The 21,552-nt window shown below is 66.9% G+C and carries 19 protein-coding genes; 10 read left to right on the top strand and 9 right to left on the bottom strand.

The window, feature by feature from the left end:
* Positions 1-138: 138 nt before the first annotated feature.
* The 3 genes from OEL49_RS08505 (at position 139) to OEL49_RS08495 (ending at position 4,369) form a co-directional block, all read left to right on the top strand.
* Positions 139-1,371, top strand: coding sequence for a phenylacetate--CoA ligase family protein (locus OEL49_RS08505; protein ID WP_014236217.1), 1,233 nt, complete (start codon positions 139-141; stop codon positions 1,369-1,371).
* 92 nt (positions 1,372-1,463) lie between these two features.
* Positions 1,464-2,630, top strand: coding sequence for a CaiB/BaiF CoA transferase family protein (locus OEL49_RS08500; RefSeq protein WP_287874413.1), 1,167 nt, complete (start codon positions 1,464-1,466; stop codon positions 2,628-2,630).
* Between the two features lie 131 nt (positions 2,631-2,761).
* On the top strand, positions 2,762-4,369 hold the full coding sequence (locus tag OEL49_RS08495; protein WP_287874412.1) for a methyl-accepting chemotaxis protein: 1,608 nt from the start codon (positions 2,762-2,764) through the stop codon (positions 4,367-4,369).
* A 78-nt stretch (positions 4,370-4,447) separates the two neighbouring features.
* Here OEL49_RS08495 and OEL49_RS08490 read toward each other — a convergent pair whose 3' ends face one another.
* Positions 4,448-4,864, bottom strand: coding sequence for a bacteriohemerythrin (locus OEL49_RS08490; protein WP_205231272.1), 417 nt, complete (start codon positions 4,862-4,864; stop codon positions 4,448-4,450).
* A 123-nt stretch (positions 4,865-4,987) separates the two neighbouring features.
* On the opposite strand from OEL49_RS08490, the gene OEL49_RS08485 reads away from it, so the two are divergent.
* Genes OEL49_RS08485 through OEL49_RS08475 form a run of 3 tightly spaced genes read left to right on the top strand, consistent with a single transcriptional unit; the run spans position 4,988 to position 7,001 of the window.
* Positions 4,988-5,884, top strand: a complete 897-nt coding sequence (locus OEL49_RS08485; RefSeq protein ID WP_205231273.1) for an AEC family transporter — start codon at positions 4,988-4,990, stop codon at positions 5,882-5,884.
* 47 nt (positions 5,885-5,931) lie between these two features.
* Positions 5,932-6,420, top strand: a complete 489-nt coding sequence (locus OEL49_RS08480; RefSeq protein WP_205231274.1) for a glutathione peroxidase — start codon at positions 5,932-5,934, stop codon at positions 6,418-6,420.
* Positions 6,417-7,001 carry an SCO family protein gene (locus OEL49_RS08475; protein ID WP_205231275.1) on the top strand — a complete coding sequence of 195 codons (585 nt, stop codon included), beginning with the start codon at positions 6,417-6,419 and terminating at the stop codon, positions 6,999-7,001. The genes OEL49_RS08480 and OEL49_RS08475 overlap by 4 nt, the downstream gene beginning before the upstream one ends.
* Positions 7,002-7,090: 89 nt before the next feature.
* On the opposite strand, the gene rpoH is transcribed toward OEL49_RS08475, so the two are convergent.
* Complete coding sequence (gene rpoH, locus OEL49_RS08470; RefSeq protein WP_014236224.1) at positions 7,091-7,948, bottom strand: RNA polymerase sigma factor RpoH; 858 nt, start codon at positions 7,946-7,948, stop codon at positions 7,091-7,093.
* A gap of 195 nt (positions 7,949-8,143) precedes the next feature.
* Positions 8,144-10,003, bottom strand: coding sequence for a dihydroxy-acid dehydratase (gene ilvD, locus OEL49_RS08465; RefSeq protein WP_287874411.1), 1,860 nt, complete (start codon positions 10,001-10,003; stop codon positions 8,144-8,146).
* A gap of 150 nt (positions 10,004-10,153) precedes the next feature.
* Between ilvD and OEL49_RS08460 the strand changes: the two genes are divergently transcribed.
* From OEL49_RS08460 to OEL49_RS08445, 4 genes are all read left to right on the top strand, one after another.
* Positions 10,154-11,767, top strand: a complete 1,614-nt coding sequence (locus OEL49_RS08460; protein ID WP_014236226.1) for a methyl-accepting chemotaxis protein — start codon at positions 10,154-10,156, stop codon at positions 11,765-11,767.
* 49 nt (positions 11,768-11,816) lie between these two features.
* Entirely contained in the window at positions 11,817-12,602 is a 786-nt protein-coding gene (lgt, locus tag OEL49_RS08455) for a prolipoprotein diacylglyceryl transferase (RefSeq protein WP_014236227.1), read from the top strand.
* A gap of 61 nt (positions 12,603-12,663) precedes the next feature.
* Positions 12,664-13,992 (top strand): malonyl-CoA decarboxylase, encoded by a 1,329-nt coding sequence (locus OEL49_RS08450; protein ID WP_205231281.1) that lies wholly within the window; start codon positions 12,664-12,666, stop codon positions 13,990-13,992.
* 20 nt (positions 13,993-14,012) lie between these two features.
* Positions 14,013-14,654, top strand: a complete 642-nt coding sequence (locus OEL49_RS08445) for a hypothetical protein (RefSeq protein WP_287874410.1) — start codon at positions 14,013-14,015, stop codon at positions 14,652-14,654.
* A gap of 284 nt (positions 14,655-14,938) precedes the next feature.
* Here OEL49_RS08445 and OEL49_RS08435 read toward each other — a convergent pair whose 3' ends face one another.
* The 6 genes from OEL49_RS08435 to OEL49_RS08410 form a co-directional block, all read right to left on the bottom strand.
* Positions 14,939-16,921: a TonB-dependent receptor gene (locus OEL49_RS08435; protein WP_287874408.1), complete on the bottom strand. Its 1,983-nt coding sequence runs from the start codon at positions 16,919-16,921 to the stop codon at positions 14,939-14,941.
* A gap of 188 nt (positions 16,922-17,109) precedes the next feature.
* A complete protein-coding gene (locus OEL49_RS08430; protein ID WP_287874407.1) occupies positions 17,110-17,919 on the bottom strand; it encodes a nickel transporter in 810 nt (269 codons plus the stop codon).
* Between the two features lie 192 nt (positions 17,920-18,111).
* Positions 18,112-19,485 (bottom strand): sensor histidine kinase, encoded by a 1,374-nt coding sequence (locus OEL49_RS08425; protein WP_014236250.1) that lies wholly within the window; start codon positions 19,483-19,485, stop codon positions 18,112-18,114.
* 10 nt (positions 19,486-19,495) lie between these two features.
* Entirely contained in the window at positions 19,496-19,984 is a 489-nt protein-coding gene (gene nikR, locus OEL49_RS08420) for a nickel-responsive transcriptional regulator NikR (protein ID WP_014236251.1), read from the bottom strand.
* 178 nt (positions 19,985-20,162) lie between these two features.
* Positions 20,163-21,044: a protease HtpX gene (gene htpX, locus OEL49_RS08415; RefSeq protein ID WP_014236252.1), complete on the bottom strand. Its 882-nt coding sequence runs from the start codon at positions 21,042-21,044 to the stop codon at positions 20,163-20,165.
* Positions 21,045-21,068: 24 nt separating this feature from the next.
* Positions 21,069-21,452 (bottom strand): HPF/RaiA family ribosome-associated protein, encoded by a 384-nt coding sequence (locus OEL49_RS08410; RefSeq protein ID WP_014236253.1) that lies wholly within the window; start codon positions 21,450-21,452, stop codon positions 21,069-21,071.
* Positions 21,453-21,552: the final 100 nt, after the last annotated feature.

Below are 21,552 nucleotides of genomic sequence, written 5' to 3'. Positions count from 1 at the left end.
TCGTTGCTTATCCGCTTATGTGCCCGGTGCACACGGCGCGGATGCGCGCCTAGTCTTGCAGCGCTACTTGGCCGTCTCAGGACCTGTCTCGCGTCGGAACAAAAACAGAATTGATGAGCGTCGATTAAGGAACGCCAGATGAAATACTACGACTCCCTGGAAACCCGCGATCCTGAGGAACGGGAGCGCTCACTGATGGAGCGGCTGCCGCGGCAGGTGGCCCACGCCAAGCTGCATTCGCCGTACTTCGCGCGGCTGCTGGCGGAGGTCAATCCCAATGACATCCACAACCGTGCCGCCCTGGCCCGCCTGCCGGTGACGCGCAAGAGCGACCTGGTGCATCTGCAGCGGGAGCAGGCGCCCTTCGGCGGCATCAATGCGACGCCTCTCTCCGGGCTCTCCCGGGTCTATGCCTCCCCCGGGCCCATCTACGATCCGGAAGGGCGGGGCCAGGACTGGTGGCGTTTCGCCCGGGCCCTGCACGGCGCCGGCTTCCGCGCCGGAGAGCTGATCCACAACACCTTTTCCTACCACTTCACCCCGGCCGGCTTCATGCTGGAAGGGGCTGCCCACAAGCTGGGCTGCCCGGTATTTCCCGCCGGCATCGGCCAGACCGAGATGCAGGTGCAGGCCATCAACGACCTGAAGCCGGCGGCCTACGTCGGCACGCCCTCCTTCCTCAAGATCATCCTGGAGAAGGCGGACGAGCTGAAGGCCGACGCCACGTCCCTGACCAAGGCCCTGGTCTCCGGCGAGGCCCTGCCGCCTTCCCTGCGCCAGGCTCTCAACGCCCGCGGCATCACGGTGCGCCAGTGCTACGCCACGGCAGACCTGGGCATGATCGCCTACGAATCCGAGGCCCAGCAGGGGCTGACCCTGGACGAGGACGTGCTGATGGAAATCGTCCGTCCCGGCACCGGCGATCCGGTGGCCGACGGCGAGGTGGGGGAGGTGCTCATCACCACCTTCAACCTGGACTACCCCCTGCTTCGCTTTGCTACCGGCGACCTCTCCGCCGTGCTGCCTGGCATCTCCCCCTGCGGCCGCACCAACGTGCGCATCAAGGGCTGGCTGGGACGGGCCGACCAGACCACCAAGGTCAAAGGCATGTTCGTCCATCCGCACCAGGTGGCGGCGGTGGTCAAGCGCCATCCGGAAATCGGCAAGGCCCGCCTGGTGGTGGACAATGCCCTCGGCCAGGACCGCATGGTCCTGCACTGCGAGAGCGGGCGCGGCGACGACGTGCTCGGCGACGCGGTGGTCGCCAGCATCCGGGACGTCACCAAGCTGCGCGGCGAAGTCAGATTCGTCAGCCCCGGCGACCTGCCCAACGACGGCAAGGTCATCGAGGACATCCGCACCTACGAATAAATACAAACCCACCCCGACCCCACGGGAAAACGACGGGGTGGCGTCCGATCGGCGCCACCCCGTTTTATTGTCTTCAGTCCCAGCGAGCAAACATGGCCAGCAAGCCCCTGCAAGGTGTCCGCATCCTCGACCTGACCCGCCTCCTGCCCGGCCCGGTGGCCACCCTGCATCTGGCCGACCTGGGGGCCGACGTGATCAAGATCGAAGACCACGGCGCCGGCGATTACGCCCGCACCATGGGCGACGGCCCCGAGGGGGTCAGCGTCTTCTACCGGGCGGTGAACCGCAACAAGCGGGGCCTGCGCCTGGACCTGAAAAATCCCGAAGGGGCGGCCCTGTTCCGGCGCCTGGCGGCGGAGGCCGACGTGGTCGTCGAGAGCTTCCGCCCCGGCGTCATGGACAAGCTGGGCGTGGGCTACGAGGCCCTGCGCAGCCTCAATCCCCGCCTGGTGTTCTGCGCCATCACCGGCTACGGCCAGAGCGGTCCCCTGGCCCTGGCGGCGGGCCACGACCTCAACTACATCGGCTACGCCGGCATCCTCGACCAGATCGGCGTGGACGGTGGCCAGCCGGCCATTCCCAACCTGCAGATCGGCGATCTGCTGGGCGGCGCCATGAGTGCCGTGATGGGTATCCTGGCGGCCCTCTTCGATGCCCGGCGCAGCGGCCAGGGGCGTTTCGTGGACGTCTCCATGAGCGATGCGGCTCTGGCCCACAACCTCTTTCCCCTGTTCGCCCTGCAGGGCAGCGGGAGCGTGCCGGAACGGGGCCGGGACATGCTCAGCGGCGGCGATGCGGGCTACGGCGTCTACGCCACGGCGGATGGCCGCTACATGGCGGTGGCGCCCCTGGAGCGCAAGTTCTGGGACCTCTTCTGCGACACCCTCGGCCAGCCCCGGTGGAAGGCCCGCCATGGCGCCACCGGGGCCGAGGCCAGGGCCATGCGGACAGAGCTGGAGACCCTGTTCGCCAGCCAGCCCCAGTCCTACTGGGTGGAAAAGTTCGCCCGGGTCGATTGCTGCGTCACGCCGGTGCTGAGCGTGGCCGAGGCCCTGGCCCATCCCCACTTCCAGGCCCGGGGCATGGGCATCCAGGCTGACGGCATCACCCAGTACGGGCCGCCGGTGCGCCTCTCCGACATGCCGGCCGAGCCGGTGCGGCCGGCGCCAGCGCCCGGGGAGCATGGCCAGGCCATCCTGGCCGAGTTCGGGGTGACGGCGGAGGAATGGCAGCGCCTGCAGAACCTGGGGGTGGTTTGAGGAGATGGCGGCATGACAGGAAATGTCAGGGTGCGGTCAGGCAAAAAGCGGACATAATCCCTATCCTCATCGCAGGTAATATGCGATAAGTTATAGCCATATTGCATGGTTTGATTGGAAAAGGGATAAAAATGACGATCGCCAAACGCCTCGCCCTCCTCATCCTGCTGGCGGTGGCCGGCCTCATCGTGGTCGGCGGTTTCGGCCTGAAAGAGATGGGGGCCATCAATGCCAACCTGGAGTATGCCCACGAGAACTCCATCCCCAGCATCCGCAAGGTGGCCAGCATGGAATCCAATTTCCTGCGCCTGCGCACCCAGATGCTGGTGTTTCTCCTCAGCACGGAAGAGCAGCGGCCGGCGGTGGAACAGCGCATCGAAGGCGCCAAGAAGGATCTGCTCCAGTCCCTGCAGGATTACGAGAAGCTGATCAGCGACGACAAGGATCGCCAGTACCTGGAAACCAGCAAGGCCCTGGTGAAGGAGTACTACGCCCTGATCGACCCGGCCATCGCCGATACCAAGGCCGGACATGGGGAAAAAGCCAGGAACGGTATGGGCCAGGCCGGCGAGGTGTCCAAGAGCCTGGCAGAGAACGTCGAAGCCCACAGCAAGTACAACGAGCATCTGGCCGAAGAAGAAGTGCGCAAGGCCGGCGAGGCCTATCAAACCGGCAAGGTGATCTCCATCGTGGTGATCCTGCTGTGTACCGCCGGCGTTGCCGGGCTCGGTTTCATGGTCTACCGCCATGTGGACAGCTCCCTCGGCAACATGGTCTCCATGTTCTCCCGCATCGAGAAGGAGCTGGATTTCACCGGTCGCCTGGAGGTCCGTGGCACCGATGAAGTGGCCCAGGCCTCCACCGCCTTCAACCGCCTGCTGGACCGCCTGCAGGCCAGTTTCCGGGAAATCAGCAACCATACCGATGCGGTGAACAATGCCGCCAACCGGGTGGCCACCGCTTCCCACCAGATGTCCATCGCCTCCGGCCACCAGAGTGAGGCCGCTTCCAGCATGGCCGCCACGGTGGAGGAGATGACCGTCAGCATTACCCATGTGGCTGACCGGGCCGGCGAGGCCAACCAGCTTTCCTCCGCTTCCGGCGCACTGGCCCACAAGGGCGAGGGCATCATCGGCGACACGGTGCAGGGCATCAACGGCATTGCCGAAACCGTGCGCAACGCCTCCGAGCAGATCGCCCGCCTGGAACAGCAGAGCGAGCGCATCAACAACGTGGTGGCAGTGATCAAGGAAGTGGCCGACCAGACCAACCTGCTGGCCCTCAACGCCGCCATCGAGGCCGCCCGTGCCGGCGAGCAGGGGCGCGGCTTCGCCGTGGTGGCCGACGAAGTGCGCAAGCTGGCCGAGCGCACCACCCAGTCCACCCAGGAAATCGCCAGTACCATCCTGGAGATGCAGGCAGGCGCCCAGGCTGCCGTCCATGGCATCCACGCCGTGGTGGAAAAGGTGGACGAGGGCGTCTCCCGGGCCGAGCAGGCCAACGAGGCGATCCAGGAAATCGGCGAGGGTTCGCGCAAGACGGTGGACATGGTGGGCGACATTTCCGATGCCATCCGGGAGCAGAGCATGGCCAGCACCGCCATTGCCCAGCAGGTGGAGAAGATTGCCCAGATGTCCGAGGAGAACAGCGCCGCCGCCCAATCCACCTCCGACACCGCCGGCGAACTGGCCCACCTGGCCCAGGAGATGCAGCAGGTGGTGGCCCAGTACCGCCTCTAAGCCGGAACTGCTGCGACAAAAAAGGCGCCCGCGGGCGCCTTTTTTCCTGGGTGGCCGCCACGGCGGCCAGGCCGGGGCCTAGCTGCGTTCTGTGACAAAGGCGCCAAAGCGCTGGTCGGCCACCTGGATGTGGTTGATCAGCCACTTGGCCAGGAAGCGGGAAAGATCCAGGCTGGCCGACGGTTCGCCCACTTCCACCCGCAGTTCCATTTCCCCCACCTGCAGCAGCAGTTCCCGGTGCAGTTCCCGGTGGGCCGGCAGGGCAGGGTAGGCGGCCGCCTCCATCAGGGCTTCCTCGCTGGCGAAGTGGGTGCGGGTGTATTCCAGCAGCTCGGCCACCGCCCGGCGGGCTTCGTTCTGGGCCGTGTCGCCGTCCTGCTCCAGGGCCTGCTGGATGCGGGCGACGATGGCGAACAGCTGCTGGTGCTCCTGGTCCACCTGGGGGATGCCCACGTGGTACTGGGGGCCAAACTGGACAATGGCGTTGTCGCGCATGATCGATTCCCTGAATGTTGTTTGGCGCCATTCTCCCACGGCGGCACCAGCCTTCGGCGTGACCGAATTCACTATGCGGCAAAGGCCAAGGGGTGCTTTCTCCGGCCTCGGTAGAATGTCGCCATGACCACCGCCCTCCTGCTCCTGCCCGATTTCTGCCTGATCCTCCTGGGATTGCTGCTGCGCCGCTACATGCATCTGGGGGATCATTTCTGGGCCGGCATCGAGAAGCTGGTCTATTTCATCCTCTTCCCCGCCCTGCTGGTCAATGCGGTGCTGAAGACCCGCCTGGACCTGGCGGCGGCGGCGCCCCTGCTGGCCACCGCCCTGCTCTCCATGGGCGCGGGCATGGTGCTGAGCTGGGCCGGTCTCAAGTGTTTCCGCCTCAAGCCCCTGGTGCTGGCCTCCCTGTTCCAGTGCGGCTTCCGCTTCAATTCCTACATCGCCCTGGCGGCGGCGGGCCTGCTCTTCGGCACCCCGGGCATCGCCACCATGGGCCTCATCGTCGGCGCTGCCGTGCCCCTGGCCAACCTGTCGGCGGTGTGGATGCTGGCCCGCCACGGCGAGGCCGGTGCCCTGCGCGAGGTGGCCCGCAATCCCCTGATCTGGGCCACCGCCTCCGGCTTCCTGCTCAACCTGGCCGGCTTCGTGCCGCCGGCGCCCCTGCAGATGTTTCTCTCCCGCCTGGGGGACGCCTCCATCGCCCTGGGTCTGCTGGCCGTGGGGGCGGCCCTGCGCCTGCGGGGCCAGGCCGAGGTGCGTTCCGCCTCCTTCTACATCCTGGGGGTAAAGCTCCTGCTGCTGCCCCTGGTGGCCATCTTCGCCGGTCCCCTGCTGGGGCTGTCCGGCCTCTACTACCACGTGGCCATCCTTTTCGCCGCCCTGCCCACGGCCTCCTCGGCCTACATCCTGGCCATGCGCATGGGGGGCGACGGGCAGAGCGTGGCCTGGCTCATCTCCGCCTCCACCCTGGCCTCCATGCTGACCATGCCCCTCTGGATGAGCCGCTTCCTGGGCTGAGGGGCGGGCTGGAGTAAAGTGGCGGCTTCTCCACCGGGGTTTGCGCCATGACGACCGTCTTCGATTTTTCCGTCCGCCGTGCCGACGGCAGCCAGCAGTCCCTGGCCGATTACCGGGGGCAGGTGCTGCTCATCGTCAATACGGCCAGCCGTTGCGGTTTCACGCCCCAGTACGCGGGCCTGGAGGCCCTTTACCGGCGCTACCGGGAGCAGGGCCTGACGGTGCTGGCCTTTCCCTGCAACCAGTTCGGCGCCCAGGAGCCGGGCAGCGCCGAGGAGATCGCCAGTTTCTGCTCCCTCAACTACGACGTCAGCTTTCCCGTCTTCGCCCGTCTCGAGGTCAACGGTCCCCAGGCCGATCCGCTCTTCCGCTGGCTCAAGCAGGAGCAGCCCGGCTGGCTCGGCACGGCCGCGATCAAGTGGAATTTCACCAAGTTCCTGGTGGGCCGGCAGGGCCGGGCGGTGGGGCGCTATGAGCCCATGACCAAGCCGGAAGCCCTGGCCCGGGCCATCGAGGCCCGGCTGGCGCTGCCGTGAAGCACCTCCTCCTCTGGGTGGCGCTGTGCTGGGGCCTGACGGCCTGCTCACCGCCCCAGCCCTTTCACCATACTGATCTCAGCGGTGCCACCTTCGCCGCCGAGTTCCCGCGCGCCCTGGCGGACCAGGGCGGCCAGCCCCGGCGTCTGGCGGACTTCCGCGGCCGGGTGGTGATCCTCTTCTTCGGCTACACCTCCTGCCCCGATATCTGCCCCACCGCCCTGGCCCGCTTCGCCGCGGTGCGGGAGGCCCTGGGGGAGGAGCGGCAGCGGCTGCAGGTGCTGTTCGTCACCCTGGACCCGGAGCGGGACAGCCCGGCCCGCCTGGGCGAGTACGTCACCTGGTTCGACCCGTCCTTCCTCGGCCTGTGGGGTGACCGGGAAACCCTGGCCCGGACCGTGGCCGAGTTCCGCATCACCGCGGTGCGCCAGGAGGTGGGCGGCGGCCTGGGCTACACCCTGGATCACACGGCCGGCGCCTACGTCTACGATCCCCAGGGACGGCTGCGGCTCCTCATTCCGGATAACGCCCAGGTGCCCGCCGTGGTGGCGGACCTGCGCCGGCTGCTGCGTGAGGACTGAGCCGGCGCCGGATCGGGCAAAGGATCGGGCAAAGAAAAAGGCCGGCCCCTGACGGGAGCCGGCCTTTTTGCCGTGGGGTGCCGGGCGGTTCAGGCTGCCAGCAGGCCCTTCATCTTCTGCAGGGCCTTGACCTCGATCTGGCGGATGCGCTCGGCGGAAACGCCGAATTCGGCTGCCAGGTCGTGCAGGGTGGCCGGGTTTTCCTCGTCCAGCCAGCGGGCTTCGACGATGCGCCGGCTGCGCTCGTCCAGGCCGGCCAGGGCCTGTTGCAGGCCGTCGCTCTGCAGCCGGTCGTATTCCCGGGCTTCCAGCACCTGGGTCGGCTCGGCGGCACTGTCGGCCAGGTAGGCGATGGGTGCCACCCGGTTGTCGTCCTCGTCATCCGGCGAGCCGTCCAGGGCCAGGTCGCGGCCACCCATGCGGGTTTCCATTTCCACCACTTCCTCGGCCTTGACCCCCAGCTTGTAGGCGATCTCGTCCACTTCGGCCGGGGTCAGGGTGTCGCTGCTGGCCTTGAGGCTGCGCAGGTTGAAGAACAGCTTGCGCTGGGCCTTGGTGGTGGCCACTTTGACCAGGCGCCAGTTCTTCAGGATGTATTCGTGGATTTCAGCCTTGATCCAGTGCATGGCGAAAGACACCAGACGCACGCCGCGGCTGGGGTCGAAGCGCTTCACCGCCTTCATCAGGCCGATGTTGCCTTCCTGGATCAGGTCCGCATGGGGCAGGCCGTAACCCAGGTAGCCCCGGGCGATGGCGATGACCAGACGCAGATGGGAGAGCACCAATTGACGTGCAGCATCCACGTCGTCTTCCTCGCGGAGACGGCGGGCCAGGGCGAATTCCTCAGCCTCGCTCAGCATCGGGAAGCGCCGAGCCGCCTGGATGTAGGCATCCAGGTTGCCTACCGCAGAGGGCAGGCCATGAGACAGGGTCAAAGCTTGGGTCATAGGGTGGGTCCTCCTTGAACTTCTTGTGCACAGTTTAGCACTCACATCAGTAGAGTGCTAACAGGACAAAAAGTTCAGCCATCCATTATAAGAATCAACGTGTTGGGCGTCTTGCCGGCCTGGGTCCGGCAAAGAAAAACCCGGCCCCGGGCATGTGCCTGGGGCCGGGTTCCGGTGGCCTCGCTGCGGGCGGGCTTACTTGGACTTGGTCAGCTGGCCCAGGTCGCGCACGGCGCCCTTGTCGGCGGAGGTGGCCATCAGGGCGTAGGCCTGCAGGGCCTTGGAAACGACGCGGCCCCGTTCTTCCGTGGGCTTCCAGGCCTTGTCGCCCTTGGCGTTTTCCTCGGCGCGGCGCTTTCCCAGCTCCGCATCGGAGACCGCCAGATGGATGCGGCGACCGGGGATGTCGATCTCGATGGTGTCGCCGGTGCGCACCAGGCCGATGGCGCCGCCCTCGGCCGCTTCCGGGGAAGCGTGGCCGATGGAGAGGCCGGAGGTGCCGCCGGAGAAGCGGCCGTCGGTGAGCAGGGCGCATTCCTTGCCCAGGCCGCGGGACTTGAGATAGCTGGTGGGGTAGAGCATTTCCTGCATGCCGGGGCCGCCCTTGGGGCCTTCGTAGCGGATCACCACCACGTCGCCGGCCACCACTTCGCCGCCCAGGATGGCGGTGACGGCGGAATCCTGGCTCTCATAGACCTTGGCCTTGCCGGTGAATTTCCAGATAGATTCATCGACGCCGGCGGTCTTCACGATGCAGCCGTCGAGGGCAATGTTGCCGTGCAGGACGGCCAGGCCGCCTTCCTTGCTGTAGGCGTGGGCCACGTTGCGGATGCAGCCGTTGCTGCGGTCCTGGTCCAGTTCGGTGTAGCGGCGGTCCTGGCTGAAGGCGGTCTGGGTGGGGATGCCGCCAGGGGCGGCGCGGAAGAATTCCAGGGTGCGCTGGGAGCCGGCGCGCTGCACATCGTAGGTGTCGATGGCTTCGCCCAGGGTGTGGCAGTGCACGGTGGGGGTGTCGCGGTGGATCAGGCCGCCGCGGGACAGTTCGCCCAGAATGGCCATGATGCCGCCGGCCCGGTGCACGTCCTCGATGTGGTAGTCCTGGGTAGCCGGGGCCACCTTGCACAGGCAGGGCACCTTGCGGGAGATGGCGTCGATGTCTGCCATGGTGAAGGTGACACCGGCTTCCTGGGCGGTGGCCAGGAGGTGCAGCACGGTGTTGGTGGAACCGCCCATGGCCACGTCCAGGGCGAAGGCGTTCTCGAAGGCCTTCTGGTTGGCGATGGAGCGGGGCAACACGGAGGCGTCGTTCTCTTCGTACCAGCGCTGGGCCAGACGCACGATGCGGCGGCCGGCTTCGAGGAAGAGGCCCTTGCGGTCGGCGTGGGTGGCCACCAGGGTGCCGTTGCCGGGCAGGGACAGACCCAGGGCTTCGGTCAGGCAGTTCATGGAGTTGGCGGTGAACATGCCGGAACAGGAGCCGCAGGTGGGGCAGGCGGAGCGCTCGAATTCCTCGACTTCCGCGTCGGAGCAGTTGCTGTCGCCGGCCTTGATCATGGCGTCGATCAGATCGACGGCGATGGTCTTGCCTTCCCACTTCACCTTGCCGGCTTCCATGGGGCCGCCGGAGACGAAGATGGTGGGGATATTGACCCGCATGGCGGCCATCAGCATGCCCGGGGTGATCTTGTCGCAGTTGGAGATGCACACCATGGCGTCGGCACAGTGGGCGTTCACCATGTATTCCACGGAGTCGGCGATCAGGTCCCGGGAGGGCAGGCTGTAGAGCATGCCGTCGTGGCCCATGGCGATGCCGTCGTCGATGGCGATGGTGTTGAATTCCTTGGCGATGCCGCCGGCCGCCTCGATCTCCCGGGCCACCAGCTGGCCCAGGTCCTTCAGGTGCACGTGGCCGGGCACGAACTGGGTGAAGGAGTTCACCACGGCAATGATGGGCTTGCCGAAATCGCCGTCCTTCATGCCGGTGGCGCGCCACAGGGCGCGGGCGCCGGCCATGTTGCGGCCGTGGGTGGAGGTGCGGGAACGATAGGCGGGCATAGTCGGGTCTCCAGACAACGTAGGCTGCCCGGAACCGGTCCGGGCGGCTGAAAATCAGGGCCTAAATACTAGCATGTTATGATCGGACGCCCGCTTGACGAAAACGGCGGCGTTCCACGGTTTTTGCTGCAAAAGACGGAGTTAAAAGCCATGCGCATTTCCCGAAAACTGGTGTTCTCCCTTGTCGCCATGCAGGTTCTGATCACCCTGGTCGGGGTGGTCGGCCTGAATCGTTTTGACCGGCTGGAGCAGTCCCTGGCCGAGATTTCCGATGTCTGGCAGCCCAGCATCCGGGCCGCTTCCGGCATCAATGCCGAGTCCCTGGACTTCCGCAACCGGGAGACCCAGCTGCTGATCGCCCGCAACAGCGCGGAAATCGACGACGCGGTAAAGCGCGGCAACCAGAATCTCGAGGCCTTGCGCAAGTTTGACCAGGCCTTCCAGTCCCTGATCCATGGCGACGAAGAAAAAGCCCTCTATGCCGCCTATCGGGAAAAGCTTGAGGCCTATCTGGCGACCCACGAGCGGATGGTGGCCCTGGCCCGGGAAGGGCGGCGGGACGAAAGCATCGCCTATTTCGAGGGCGATTCGCGCAAGGCCATCCGCGCCCTGCGGCCCACCATCGACGCCATCGTGGACTACACCGTGAAGGGCGCCGAAAAGGCCCAGCAGGAGGCCCGCACCATTTCCCGGGTCGGCCAGATGTGGATCATCGGCATCAATCTGGTGGCCCTGGCCCTCGGTGCGGTGCTGGCTTTCTGGCTCTACGGTTCCATCGTCCGGCCCCTGCAGAAGATCCGCGAGGAAGTGCTGGGCATCGAACAGAGCGCCGACTTTACCCGCCAGCTCGACGCCCATGGCCACGACGAAATCGGCGAAACGGCCCAGTCGGTGAACCACCTAACCGCTTCGGTGCGCGCCGCCCTGCAATCCATGCTGGCCGGCATTGCCCAGGTGGCCTCTGCCGCCGACAGCCTGGCCGAGGCCTCGCGCCAGGTTTCCGCCGGCTCCGGCGCCCAGTCCGAGGCCGCATCCTCCATGGCGGCCACGGTGGAACAGCTGACGGTGAGCATCAACCAGGTGGCGGACAACGCCAGCCGGGCCTTCGAGCTGGCCCAGGCCTCCGGCCAGGCCTCCCGGGAAGGGGGCGGCGTCATCGCCAATGCGGTGGACTCCATGGGCGGCATCGCCCGCCGCATCGAGGAGACGGCCGCCGCCATCCGGGAACTGGGCGTGGCCTCCCAGGAAATTTCCGGCATCGTCCAGGTGATCAAGGAGGTGGCGGACCAGACCAATCTGCTGGCCCTCAACGCCGCCATCGAAGCCGCCCGGGCCGGGGAGCAGGGCCGGGGCTTCGCCGTGGTGGCCGACGAAGTGCGCAAGCTGGCCGAGCGCACCGCCCTGGCGACCCAGGACATCGCCGCCAAGATCGCCGCCATCCAGTCCGGCGTGGACCATGCCTCCTCCGGCATGGAGCAGGCCGTGGGCCTGGTGGAGCAGGGTGTGACCCTGGCCGACACGGCGGGCGGTGCAGTGACCCGCATCACCGCCGGGGCGGCGGAAGTGGAGCAGGAGGTGAATGCCATCTCCGGCGCCCTGCGGGAGCAGGGGGAAGCCAGCAACCAGATCGCCGGCCACGTGGAGCAGATCGCCCAGATGAGCGAGGAAAACAACCGGGGCGCGGAGAACACCGCCCAGCTGTCCGGCAATCTGGCGGCCCTGGCCCAGGAGATGCGGCAGACGGCGGAACGCTTCAAGGTTTGAGCCGATACTGCTAGGCTTGCGGCCTTACGCCTCGCCTCCCGGTCTTTCCATGCTCATCCATCCCCAGTTCGATCCCATCGCCGTATCCCTCGGCCCCCTGGCCGTGCGCTGGTACGGTCTCATGTACCTGGTGGCTTTCGCCGCCTTCTATTTCCTCGGGCGTCAGCGCATCCGGCGCCGGCCCGACGGCGGCTGGAGTCTGGAACAGCTCGACGACCTGCTTTTCTGGGGTGTCCTCGGCGTGGTCCTGGGCGGGCGCCTGGGCCAGGTGCTGTTCTACGAGCCGGGCTACTACTTCGCCAATCCGGCGGAAATCCTGGCGGTGTGGAAGGGCGGCATGTCCTTCCACGGCGGCTTCCTCGGCGTGCTGGTGGCCATGGCCTGGTGGGGGCGCAAGCACGGCAAGTCCTTCTTCACCGTCACCGACTTCATCGCCCCCCTGGTGCCCCTCGGTCTTGCCGCCGGGCGCATCGGCAATTTCATCAACGGCGAACTGTGGGGCCGGGTGGCCGACGCCAGCCTGCCCTGGGCCATGATCTTCCCCCAGGTGGACAGCCAGCCGCGCCATCCCTCCCAGCTCTACCAGGCCGGGCTGGAAGGGCTGTGCCTGTTCGTCCTGCTGTGGCTCTACTCCGCCAGGCCTCGGCCCACAGGCGCCGTCTCCGGCGTCTTCCTCATCGGCTACGGCGCCTTCCGCTTCATCGCCGAATACTTCCGCGAGCCCGATGCCGGCATCTTCGGCCACAGCTACGCCATCAGCATGGGGCAGTGGCTGTCCCTGCCCATGGTTGCCATCGGCGTCTTCATCCTGCTGCGGGCCCGGCGCCAGCCTTGACTTGCCGCGGGGCTTCTCTACCATCGGGGACACCCCCGCCGGAAGAACAAGGAGAAGCCCCATGGCCACCGCCCCCAGCAAAACCGCTGCCGCCCTGCCAGCCAAACAGCTGGCCCGCATCCGCGAACAACTGAAGGAATGCGCCGCCAGCCTGGGCGGCGAAGTCTCCGCCCGGGCCCGGGCCGCCCAATTGGCGGAAACCTATCTCGGTCTGGACGATGGGGGCCGCCACGAATTCCTGCGTGTCATCGCCCTGGAGTTCGGCCCCGATCCCAAGCGCGTCGCCTCCGCCCACAGCGCCTACCAGCAGGCCGTCGGCAGCCCCGCCCAGTGGGATGCGGAAGCCGCCTTGCGGGCTGCCATGCGTTCTTCCCGCATCCGCATCCTGACCCAGTTCAATGCCATTCCCCAGGGCGTGAAATTCCTGGTGGACCTGCGGGCCGACCTGCTGCGCTTTCTCGACAAGGACCCGGAACTGAAGGCCCTGGACCGGGAGCTGGAGAACCGTCTCACCTCCTGGTTCGACGTCGGCTTCCTGGAAATTTCCCGCCTCACCTGGCAGGCCCCGGCGGCCCTGCTGGAAAAGCTGATCCAGTACGAAGCGGTGCACGAGATCCGTTCCTGGAAGGACCTGAAAAACCGTCTCGACTCGGACCGGCGCTGCTACGCCTTCTTCCACCCGCGCATGCCGGTGGAGCCCCTCATCTTCGTCGAAGTGGCCCTGGTCAATAAGCTCTCCGACTCGGTGCAGCACCTGCTGGACGAGGACGCCCCCACCGCCGACCCGCACCGGGCCGACACCGCCATTTTCTATTCCATCTCCAACACCCAGGTGGGCCTGCGCGGCGTCTCCTTCGGCAACTTCCTGCTGAAGCGGGTGATCGACGACCTGAAGCGGGACTTCCCTCGCCTCAAGACCTTCGCCACCCTTTCACCCCTGCCCACCCTGCGCCTGTGGGCCGACCGCAACCCGGAAGCGTTCGCTGCCTGCTTCGCGCCCGATCTGGCCAAGATCGCCAAGCAGGCCGGCATCGAACCCGACGCCGATGCCCTGCGGGCCCTGCTGCCCAAGGGCGAATGGGCTGCAGATGCCCGTCTGGCGCGGCTCATCGAGCCGGGCCTGGTGCGCCTGGCCGCCCGCTACCTGCTCACCGGCAAGTCCGGCGACAAGCCCTTCGACCCGGTGGCCCGCTTCCACCTGGGCAACGGCGCCCGGGTGGAGCGCCTCAACTTCCTCGCCGACACCGCCGCCAAGGGCTTCAAACAGTCCTACGGCATGATGGTCAACTACCTGTACGAACCGGACGACCTGGAAGCCAACGTGGACGCCTTCGTCCGCGAAGGCCGCCTGGCGGCGGTGGCGGCAGTGAGGCATGCGGCGAAGGGGTGATTGGATAGGTTGGAGTGCCTATGCCGATAAATAAGATACGAGCCACGCTTGCGAAGCTGGGCAAAAAGCATCCTGTATTCCATTCCGAGGCTGATTTTCAGCACGCCTTGGCTTGGGAGTTGCAGCTAGACGATCCAACAGCAAGCATTCGGCTGGAGAAGCAGGTGGCGGAAAGTGGCAAGCGCGTGCATTTGGATTTGCTGGTCCAGTCGGATGGTGAAGAATTAGCGATAGAGTTGAAGTACAAAACAAGGCTGTCGAATCTGACCTACGCAGGAGAGGATTTCCTTTTGCGGAATCAGAGCGCTCAGGACTTGGGGCGATATGACTTCATCAAAGATGTTGGGCGTCTGGAGGTCTATACCCAGGCTCACCGTGGCTCCAGCGGCGTGGCGATCTTTTTGACGAATGACCAGACCTACTGGAATCCATCAAAGAAACACAACGCAGTGGATTCTGCTTTCCGCATTCATGAGGGGCGAGTATTGCAAGGCCATGCTGCTTGGGGCGATGGAGCTGCCGATGGAACTACAGACAAGCGCCAAGATGTGCTCACCTTGCGGCACACATACCAGGTGAACTGGTCTGACTACTCTTCTTTTGGTACGGGACTTGGCGATCAATTTCGCTATGTTCTCTTACATATCCCAAGAGAGACCTGATTGGATGAGGTATAGGTTTACCTCGCATGAGAAAAAGCCCCATACCGTTCCCGGTGCGGGGCTTTTCTCTGTGTCCTCTGTGGCTAACCAGCAGTTCAGCGCCGCCGGCTGCTACCCCCACCAGGAATCGACCCCAGCACCCCGCGGATGATCTCCCGGCCGATTTGGGAGCCGATGGCGCGGGCGGCGCTCTTGGCGCATTTCCTGCACGCCGCACTCAAGGCTGACGCTGCTCGTTTGAGGGCTTGGGGCTGTGTAGGCCCCGGGGCCCCTACTGCTTCCTGTCAGAATCGCTGGGTATAGGTCAGGCGCCAGATGCGGGGTTCTGCCGGGTGGCTGTGCACGTCGGGCACGGCCGCCGCTTCGCCTCGCAGTCGGGACTCGTAGTAGTAGTCGATGTCGCTGGCCTTGCGGTTGAAGAGGTTGAGCACTTCCAGGGTCAATTGGCTCTTGGCGGCCAGCTTGTAGCCCACGTTGAGATTGACCATCACCGAGCTGCCGGAGCGCACCGAGTCGTCTTCGATCAGGGCCCGGGGGCCCAGGTAGCGCAGGCGCAGGCCGCCGCGCCAGGGGCCCAGGTCGTGCACGGCGACGCCGACGGAGGCGGTGCGTTCGACGGCGCCGGGGATGTGCTTGCCGGCGGCATCGTCATCGCGGAAGCGGGCCTTGGAGAGGGCGATGTCTGCATCCAGGGTCAGCCAGTCCCGGGGCGTCCAGTAGTTGGACCATTCCACGCCCTGGCGGTGGCTGGGGCGGCCGGCTTCGGTGGTGCCGGCGTCGCCGACGAAGAGCAGTTCCGAATCCAGGTCCAGGCGCCACAGGGCGACGCTGGTGTTCCAGCCGGGGGCCGGGGCGCTGCGCCAGCCCACTTCCTGGCCCCGGGATTTGACCAGGGCCGGCACCCGGGACATGGGGTCGCCCGGGTTGGAAGGATCGACGCGGATGGTGGTGCCGCGGGCATCGTTGCTGTGGAAGCCCTGGCCCCAGTTGTAATAGAACTCCTGGTTGGCGAAGGGGCCGAAAATGAGGGACAGCTTGGGGCTGGTGATGCCGTCGTTTTCCTTGCCGGAATTGGCGGCCAGGCTGGAATCCACCTTGAAGCGGTAGCGGTCGTGGCGCAGGCCGGCGACGCTGCGCAGCCAGTCGCTCCACTGGGCGCCCCACTCGCCGTAGAGGCCCAGGCTGCCCTGGTTCACGCTGTCGCTGCGCACGGTGGACAGGCGCTGGCGGGCGGCGGTGCGGTAAAGGCCCACGTTGTCGATGTCGTCCTGGCGGCCCTGCACGCCCCAGGTGAAGTCCCCTTCCTTGCCCAGCCACTGCACCGGCTGGCTGCGGCTCCAGCCGAAGCCGCCGTAACGGCGCCGGTCGGCCTGCTCGAACTGGTCGCCGTTGACCGGATCGTCCATGGCGTAGGTGAAGTTGGAGAAGAGGTTGAGCCGGTAGTCCACCAGATAGGCGTTGGCCCGGGTCTGCACCGCCCCGTCCTGCCGTGCCCACTGGCCGGAGAGGGAGAGGCGCCGGGTGTTGCCGCCGGCGGTGGGGTCCAGGCTGCCGTAGCGGTTCACCAGACCCTGGTCCACGGCCCGTCGCGCCAGCTGGTCGGTGGAGGTCCAGTCGCCGTCGTAGGCCATGAAGGCCACCGAGTGGCCGTTGTTGCGCGTGCCTTCCGAATAGCGCAGCACGCCGTTGAGACGCTTGTAGTGCTCCGGCACTTCCCAGGGGCCGTCGTTGTGGAACACCTCCACGGCGCCCAGCCAGCGGCCGCCGCCGGCGGTTTCCTTGTCGGCGGCGGTGAGCAGGCGGCGGTAGCCGTTGCTGCCGAGGCCGATGCTGACGTAGTCCTCCGGCAGGGCGCGGCGGTAGTCGATGCGGGCGCTGCCGGCGGAGGAGAAGTCGCCATCCTCGGCAGCGTAGGGGCCCTTCTTGTACTGGATGCGCTCCACCAGCTCGGGGATGAGGAAGTTGAGGTCCAGGTAGCCGTGGCCGTGGGCGTGGGTCGGCAGGTTGATGGGCATGCCGTCGATGGCGACGGAGAAGTCGGTGCCGTGGTCCAGGTTGAAGCCGCGCAGGAAGTACTGGTTGGCTTTGCCGTCGCCGGCGTGCTGGGTGACGATGAGGCCGGGCACGGTTTCCAGCACTTCCGCCGGGCGCAGCAGGGGGCGGTTCTCCAGCTGCTTCGCCGTCACCGTGCCGACGCTGGCGGCGTCGGCGACGCCGATCAGGTCCTGGGCGCCGGCCTTCACTTCGATCACGTCCAGGGTCGGCATGCCTGCGGCCCCTGCCTGGAGCGGCAATAGCAATGTGGCTCCCGGCAGGGCGCCGACCAGCAGGGCCGTCCTTATTGCCGCCTGGAGGCGTTGGTTTTGGCCAGGTGTGAAGATATTTTTATTTTTCATATCCGGGTGCGAGAGCAGTGGCAGGTGGTTGGATGACAGCGCAGGATAGGGCGGGCGGTTCAGGCCGGCAGGGGCCGGCGGGCGAGGCGCAGGGCGAGCAGGAAGCTGGCGGCGATGATGCACACCAGGGCGAAGCCGAAGGCTAGTTCCTTGCCGTCGCTCCAGGCTTCCACCGAGGGGGAGAGCATCTTGGCGGCGCCGAAGGCGGCCACCAGCAGGCTGACGGCGGAGACCACCAGGCCCATGACCCGGGAGGCCACCAGGGCCACCGTGTCGGCCCGGGCGATGAGGCGGGAGATCCACAGGCCGTTGATGCCGTCGGTGATGAGCATGCCCAGCATGAACAGCAGGGAAAGGCCCAGGGCGTGTTCCCAGCCGCCGTGGCGGGTGGCGGTGAAGGCGAAGAGGGCGGCCTGGGACAGGGTGTCGAAGGAGAGGGCGAAGAGGGCGCCGACGGCGGCCACCAGCAGGGGGTGGCCGGCTTCGGTGAGGCGGCCGAGGAAACGGCCCTTGATGCCGGCGGGGCGCACCATCTCGCCCGGAGCGGCGGCCAGCACGGCTCGCAGGTTCACGGCGCCGAGCAGGGTGAGGAAGGCGATGGAGATGAGGCCGCCCACCCATTCGAACCATTCGGGCACCTGCCACACGTCCGCCAGGGTGCCGACCGCCAGGGCGATGGCGACGACGATGGCGCCGTGGCCGAGGGAAAAGAGGGTGCCGCAGTAGCGCGCCAGGCCCGGGTTGCGCCGGCTGTTGAAGCGGGTGAGGCCGTCGATGGTGGCCAGGTGGTCGGCGTCGAAGCCGTGCTTCATGCCCAGGATCAACACCAGGGAAGCGAGGGCGAGCCAGTTGTCGGGCAGGGTATCCACGGGCCGTGAGGGGGCCGCCGGCGGGCGGCAGAAGGTTAGAAAGTGTGAAGAATAAACTTTCCGTCACACGATTGGGGTTGACCTGGATCAGAAAGCAGCAGGGAAATCCGGGGCGACAGGCTCGAGCCGCTCCATGGCCGGCCGGATTGGGGCCATGCAGGTGCGCCGGCGGCAGGGCGCCGCCGGGGGGGGTCAGGCGGCGGGGAGGTCCCGGGGCAGGGTCAGGCGGAATACGGCGCCGCCTTCGGGATGGTTGCTGGCGACGATGCGGCCGCCGTGGCGTTCGACGATGCCGTAGGAGATGGAGAGACCCAGGCCCGTGCCTTCCCCCACCGGCTTGGTGGTGAAGAAGGGGTCGAAGAGATGGCCCAGGGCTTCGTCGGGAATGCCGGGGCCGTTGTCGTGGAAGATCAGGCGCAGTTCCCGGTCCCCCAGTTCGCCGCTGATCAGCAGCTCTCCCCCGGGCTGGGCGGCGGTGGCCTGCAGGGCGTTCTGCACCAGGTTCATCACCACCTGCTGCAGCTGCCCCGGGGAGCCCCGCAGGGGCAGCTCTGCCGGCAGCTCGGTGCGCACGGTAAAGCTGGGCGGGGCACTCTTGGCCACCCAGCGCACCGCCCGCTGCACCACCTCGGCCAGGTTGAAACGTTCCGCCGCCTCCCGGTCCAAGGCGGAGAAGCGCTTCAGGCCGTCCACGATGTCCCGGGTGCGCTCGGCCCCTTCGATCATGCCGTCGATAAGGGGCGACATGTCTTCCAGGATGCGGTCGATGCGTAGTTCGCTGCGCAGTTCCTCCAGTTCCGGGATGCAGTCGCAGCCCCGGTTGTGTACCGCTTCCAGATAGGTTTCCAGGCGTCCGGCGTAGCGCTTCAGGGCCAGCACATTGCCCAGCACGAAGCTGATGGGGTTGTTCAGCTCGTGGGCCACCCCGGCCACCAGGCGGCCGAGGGAGGCCATCTTCTCCGAGTGCAGCAGCTGCTGCTGGGTGCGCTTCAAGTCCTCGTGGGTCTGCCGCAGTTCCCGGTAGGCCCGGCGCAGTTCCCCCACCGGGCGGCCGGTGACCACCATGCCGATCAGCTTGCCGGTGCCGGAGAGGCGGGGCGTCCAGTTGAAGGAAACGGGCACGGCGCCGCCATCCTCGGCCTGCAGGGGCAGCTCCACGTCCTGGGCGCCGTCGTGGCTGTGGCTGGCGAAGAAGCTGCGGGCCTTGTCCCGGGCCTTGTCGTCGGCGAAGAGGTCGAAGATGGAAGTGCCCTTGAGGGTCGGCTCGTCTCGTCCGGTGTAGCGCTGGAAGGCCGGGTTCACCTCCTCGATGGCACCGTGGCGGTCGCACACCACCAGGATGTCGGACATGGAGGCGAGGATGCTGGCGATGAAGCGGTGGGACTCCTCCAGGGCGGCGTTGTTCTGCTCCAGGGCCACTTCGTACTGCAGCAGGTCGTTGTAGACCTCGTCCATTTTCTGGATCACCTCGATCCACACCTTCTCGTTCACCCCCTCCAGCAGCTGGGCCGGCTCGGGCAGCAGGCTGCCGTCGAGCAGGGGGCGGGCGGGACGCTTGGCGGTCATGGTGGCGGGACTAGCGGCTGGGCTTCAGGTGCAGGTGGCGATAGCCGTGGCCGTGGGCATGGCTGTGCTTGTGGCTGTGCTGCTTCTGGCTCTCGTCCAGTTCCACGGTGACCAGGTTGAGCTGGCCGTGGCGCACGCCGCGCTCCGCCATGAGGGCCTGGGCGAAGGCCCGCACGTCCTCCGTCGGCCCCTTGAGGATGGTGCTCTCGATGCAGTGCTCGTGGTCCAGGTGGGCGTGCAGGGTGGACACGGTGAGGTCGTGGTGGTCGTGCTGGATGGAAGTGAGGCGCTCCGCCAGCTCCCGCTCGTGGTGGTTGTAGACGTAGGAAAGGTTGGCCACGCAGTGGTCCGATTCCTTGCGCGCCTGGCGCCAGGTTTCCAGCTGGGAGCGGAGGATGTCGCGCACCGCCTCGGAGCGGTTGCTGTAGCCCCGGGCGGCGATGAGGGCGTCGAATTCCCGGGCCAGGTCCTCGTCCAGGGAAATGGTGATGCGTTCCATGCGTTCTCCCTCGCCGGCGGGCGGAAGGCCGCGGAATGCGGCAGGCCGGCGCAATGCCCGCCAGTCTACCAAAAGGCACCGGGCTTCACGGCGGCGCCGGGGTCTTTGCCGCAAAAGAAAAGGCCCGCCGGAGCGGGCCTGGGGATGCGGTGCGCCGCCATGGGCAGCGCCTCGATGCTCAGCCGCGTTGCTGCAGGGCGGCGATGCGCTCCTCGATGGGCGGGTGGCTGGAGAAGAGGCTCATCCAGCCCTTGCCGCCGGCGATGCCGGAGGCCGCCATATTGGCGGGCAGGGGCTCGGGGGACAAGCCGCCGAGACGCTGCAGGGCCGCCATCATGGGGCGCGGGTTGTTGCCCATGAGCCGGGCGGCGCCGGCATCGGCCCGGAATTCCCGCTGGCGGGAGAAGTACATGACGATCATGGAAGCGAGGATGCCGAAGACGATGTCGCACACCACCACCGTCACCATGTAGCCGAGCCCGGGGCCGGAGGATTCCTCGTTGTCCTTGCGCAGGAAGCTGTCCACCAGATAGCCGACCACCCGGGCCAGGAAGAAGACGAAGGTGTTCACCACGCCCTGGATCAGGGTCAGGGTCACCATGTCGCCGTTGGCCACGTGGGCCACCTCGTGGGCCAGCACCGCCTCCACTTCCTCCCTGCTCATGGACTGCAGCAGGCCGGTGGACACGGCCACCAGGGAGTTGTTGCGGCTGGGGCCGGTGGCGAAAGCGTTGGCCTCGCCTTCGTAGATGGCCACTTCCGGCATGGGCAGGCCGGCGTTCTTGGCCAGGCGGGCGACAGTGTCCACCAGCCAGGCTTCGGTGGGGTTGCGCGGCTGCTCGATGACCTGGGCGCCGGTGCTCCACTTGGCCATGGGCTTGGACAGCCACAGGGAAATGAAGGAGCCGCCGAAGCCCATCACCGCGGCGAAGCCCAGCAGCATGGGCAGGTTGAGGCCGTTGGCGGTGAGGAAGCGGTTGAGGCCCAGCAGATTGATGACCAGGCCCAGGACCACCATGATGGCCAGGTTGGTGGCAAGGAAGATCAGAACGCGTTTCATGGTATTGCTCCGGTAAAGACTGGATCAGAAGGCAGGTTGCAGATTGAGCTCCGCCTCTTCGGCGGCGGGCAGGCGGCGGGCCAGACGGCCCTGGCGGCGCAGGGGGGCGACGCTGCGCCGCAGGGTCCGGGCCAGGGCCTGGGCAGCCCGGTGGGCGGCGCCGTCGATGGCGGCCCGCAGGTCGCCGGCCACGTCGCTGACCACCAGCGGGGCCTGGCCGTCCACTTCCACCTGGATGCGGCACAGCTTGTCCACGCCGCCGCGGTGGCCGTTGCGGTCCATCAGGCGCACGGTGACGGCGCGGATGCGATGGCGGCTGCGGTCCAGGGCGAAGCCGAGGCGATGGGCGACGTAGCTGCGGATCTCGGCACCGATGTCGATGCGACGGGCGATGATGGTGGGTTGCATGGCGTCCTCCTGTGGCAGAAAGCGAATCGAGAACGCAGCTTAGGGGCTTTCGTTGTCAGGAAAAAGCAGAGAGAATCGAATCATTACTTCGTAAAAAACT

Origin of the sequence: Azospira sp. (genome assembly GCF_030247495.1) — a bacterium.
GTDB classification, from domain to species: domain Bacteria; phylum Pseudomonadota; class Gammaproteobacteria; order Burkholderiales; family Rhodocyclaceae; genus Azospira; species Azospira oryzae.
Note: the sequence above shows the minus strand (reverse complement) of the source record. Positions and strands in the feature narration are given on the sequence as shown.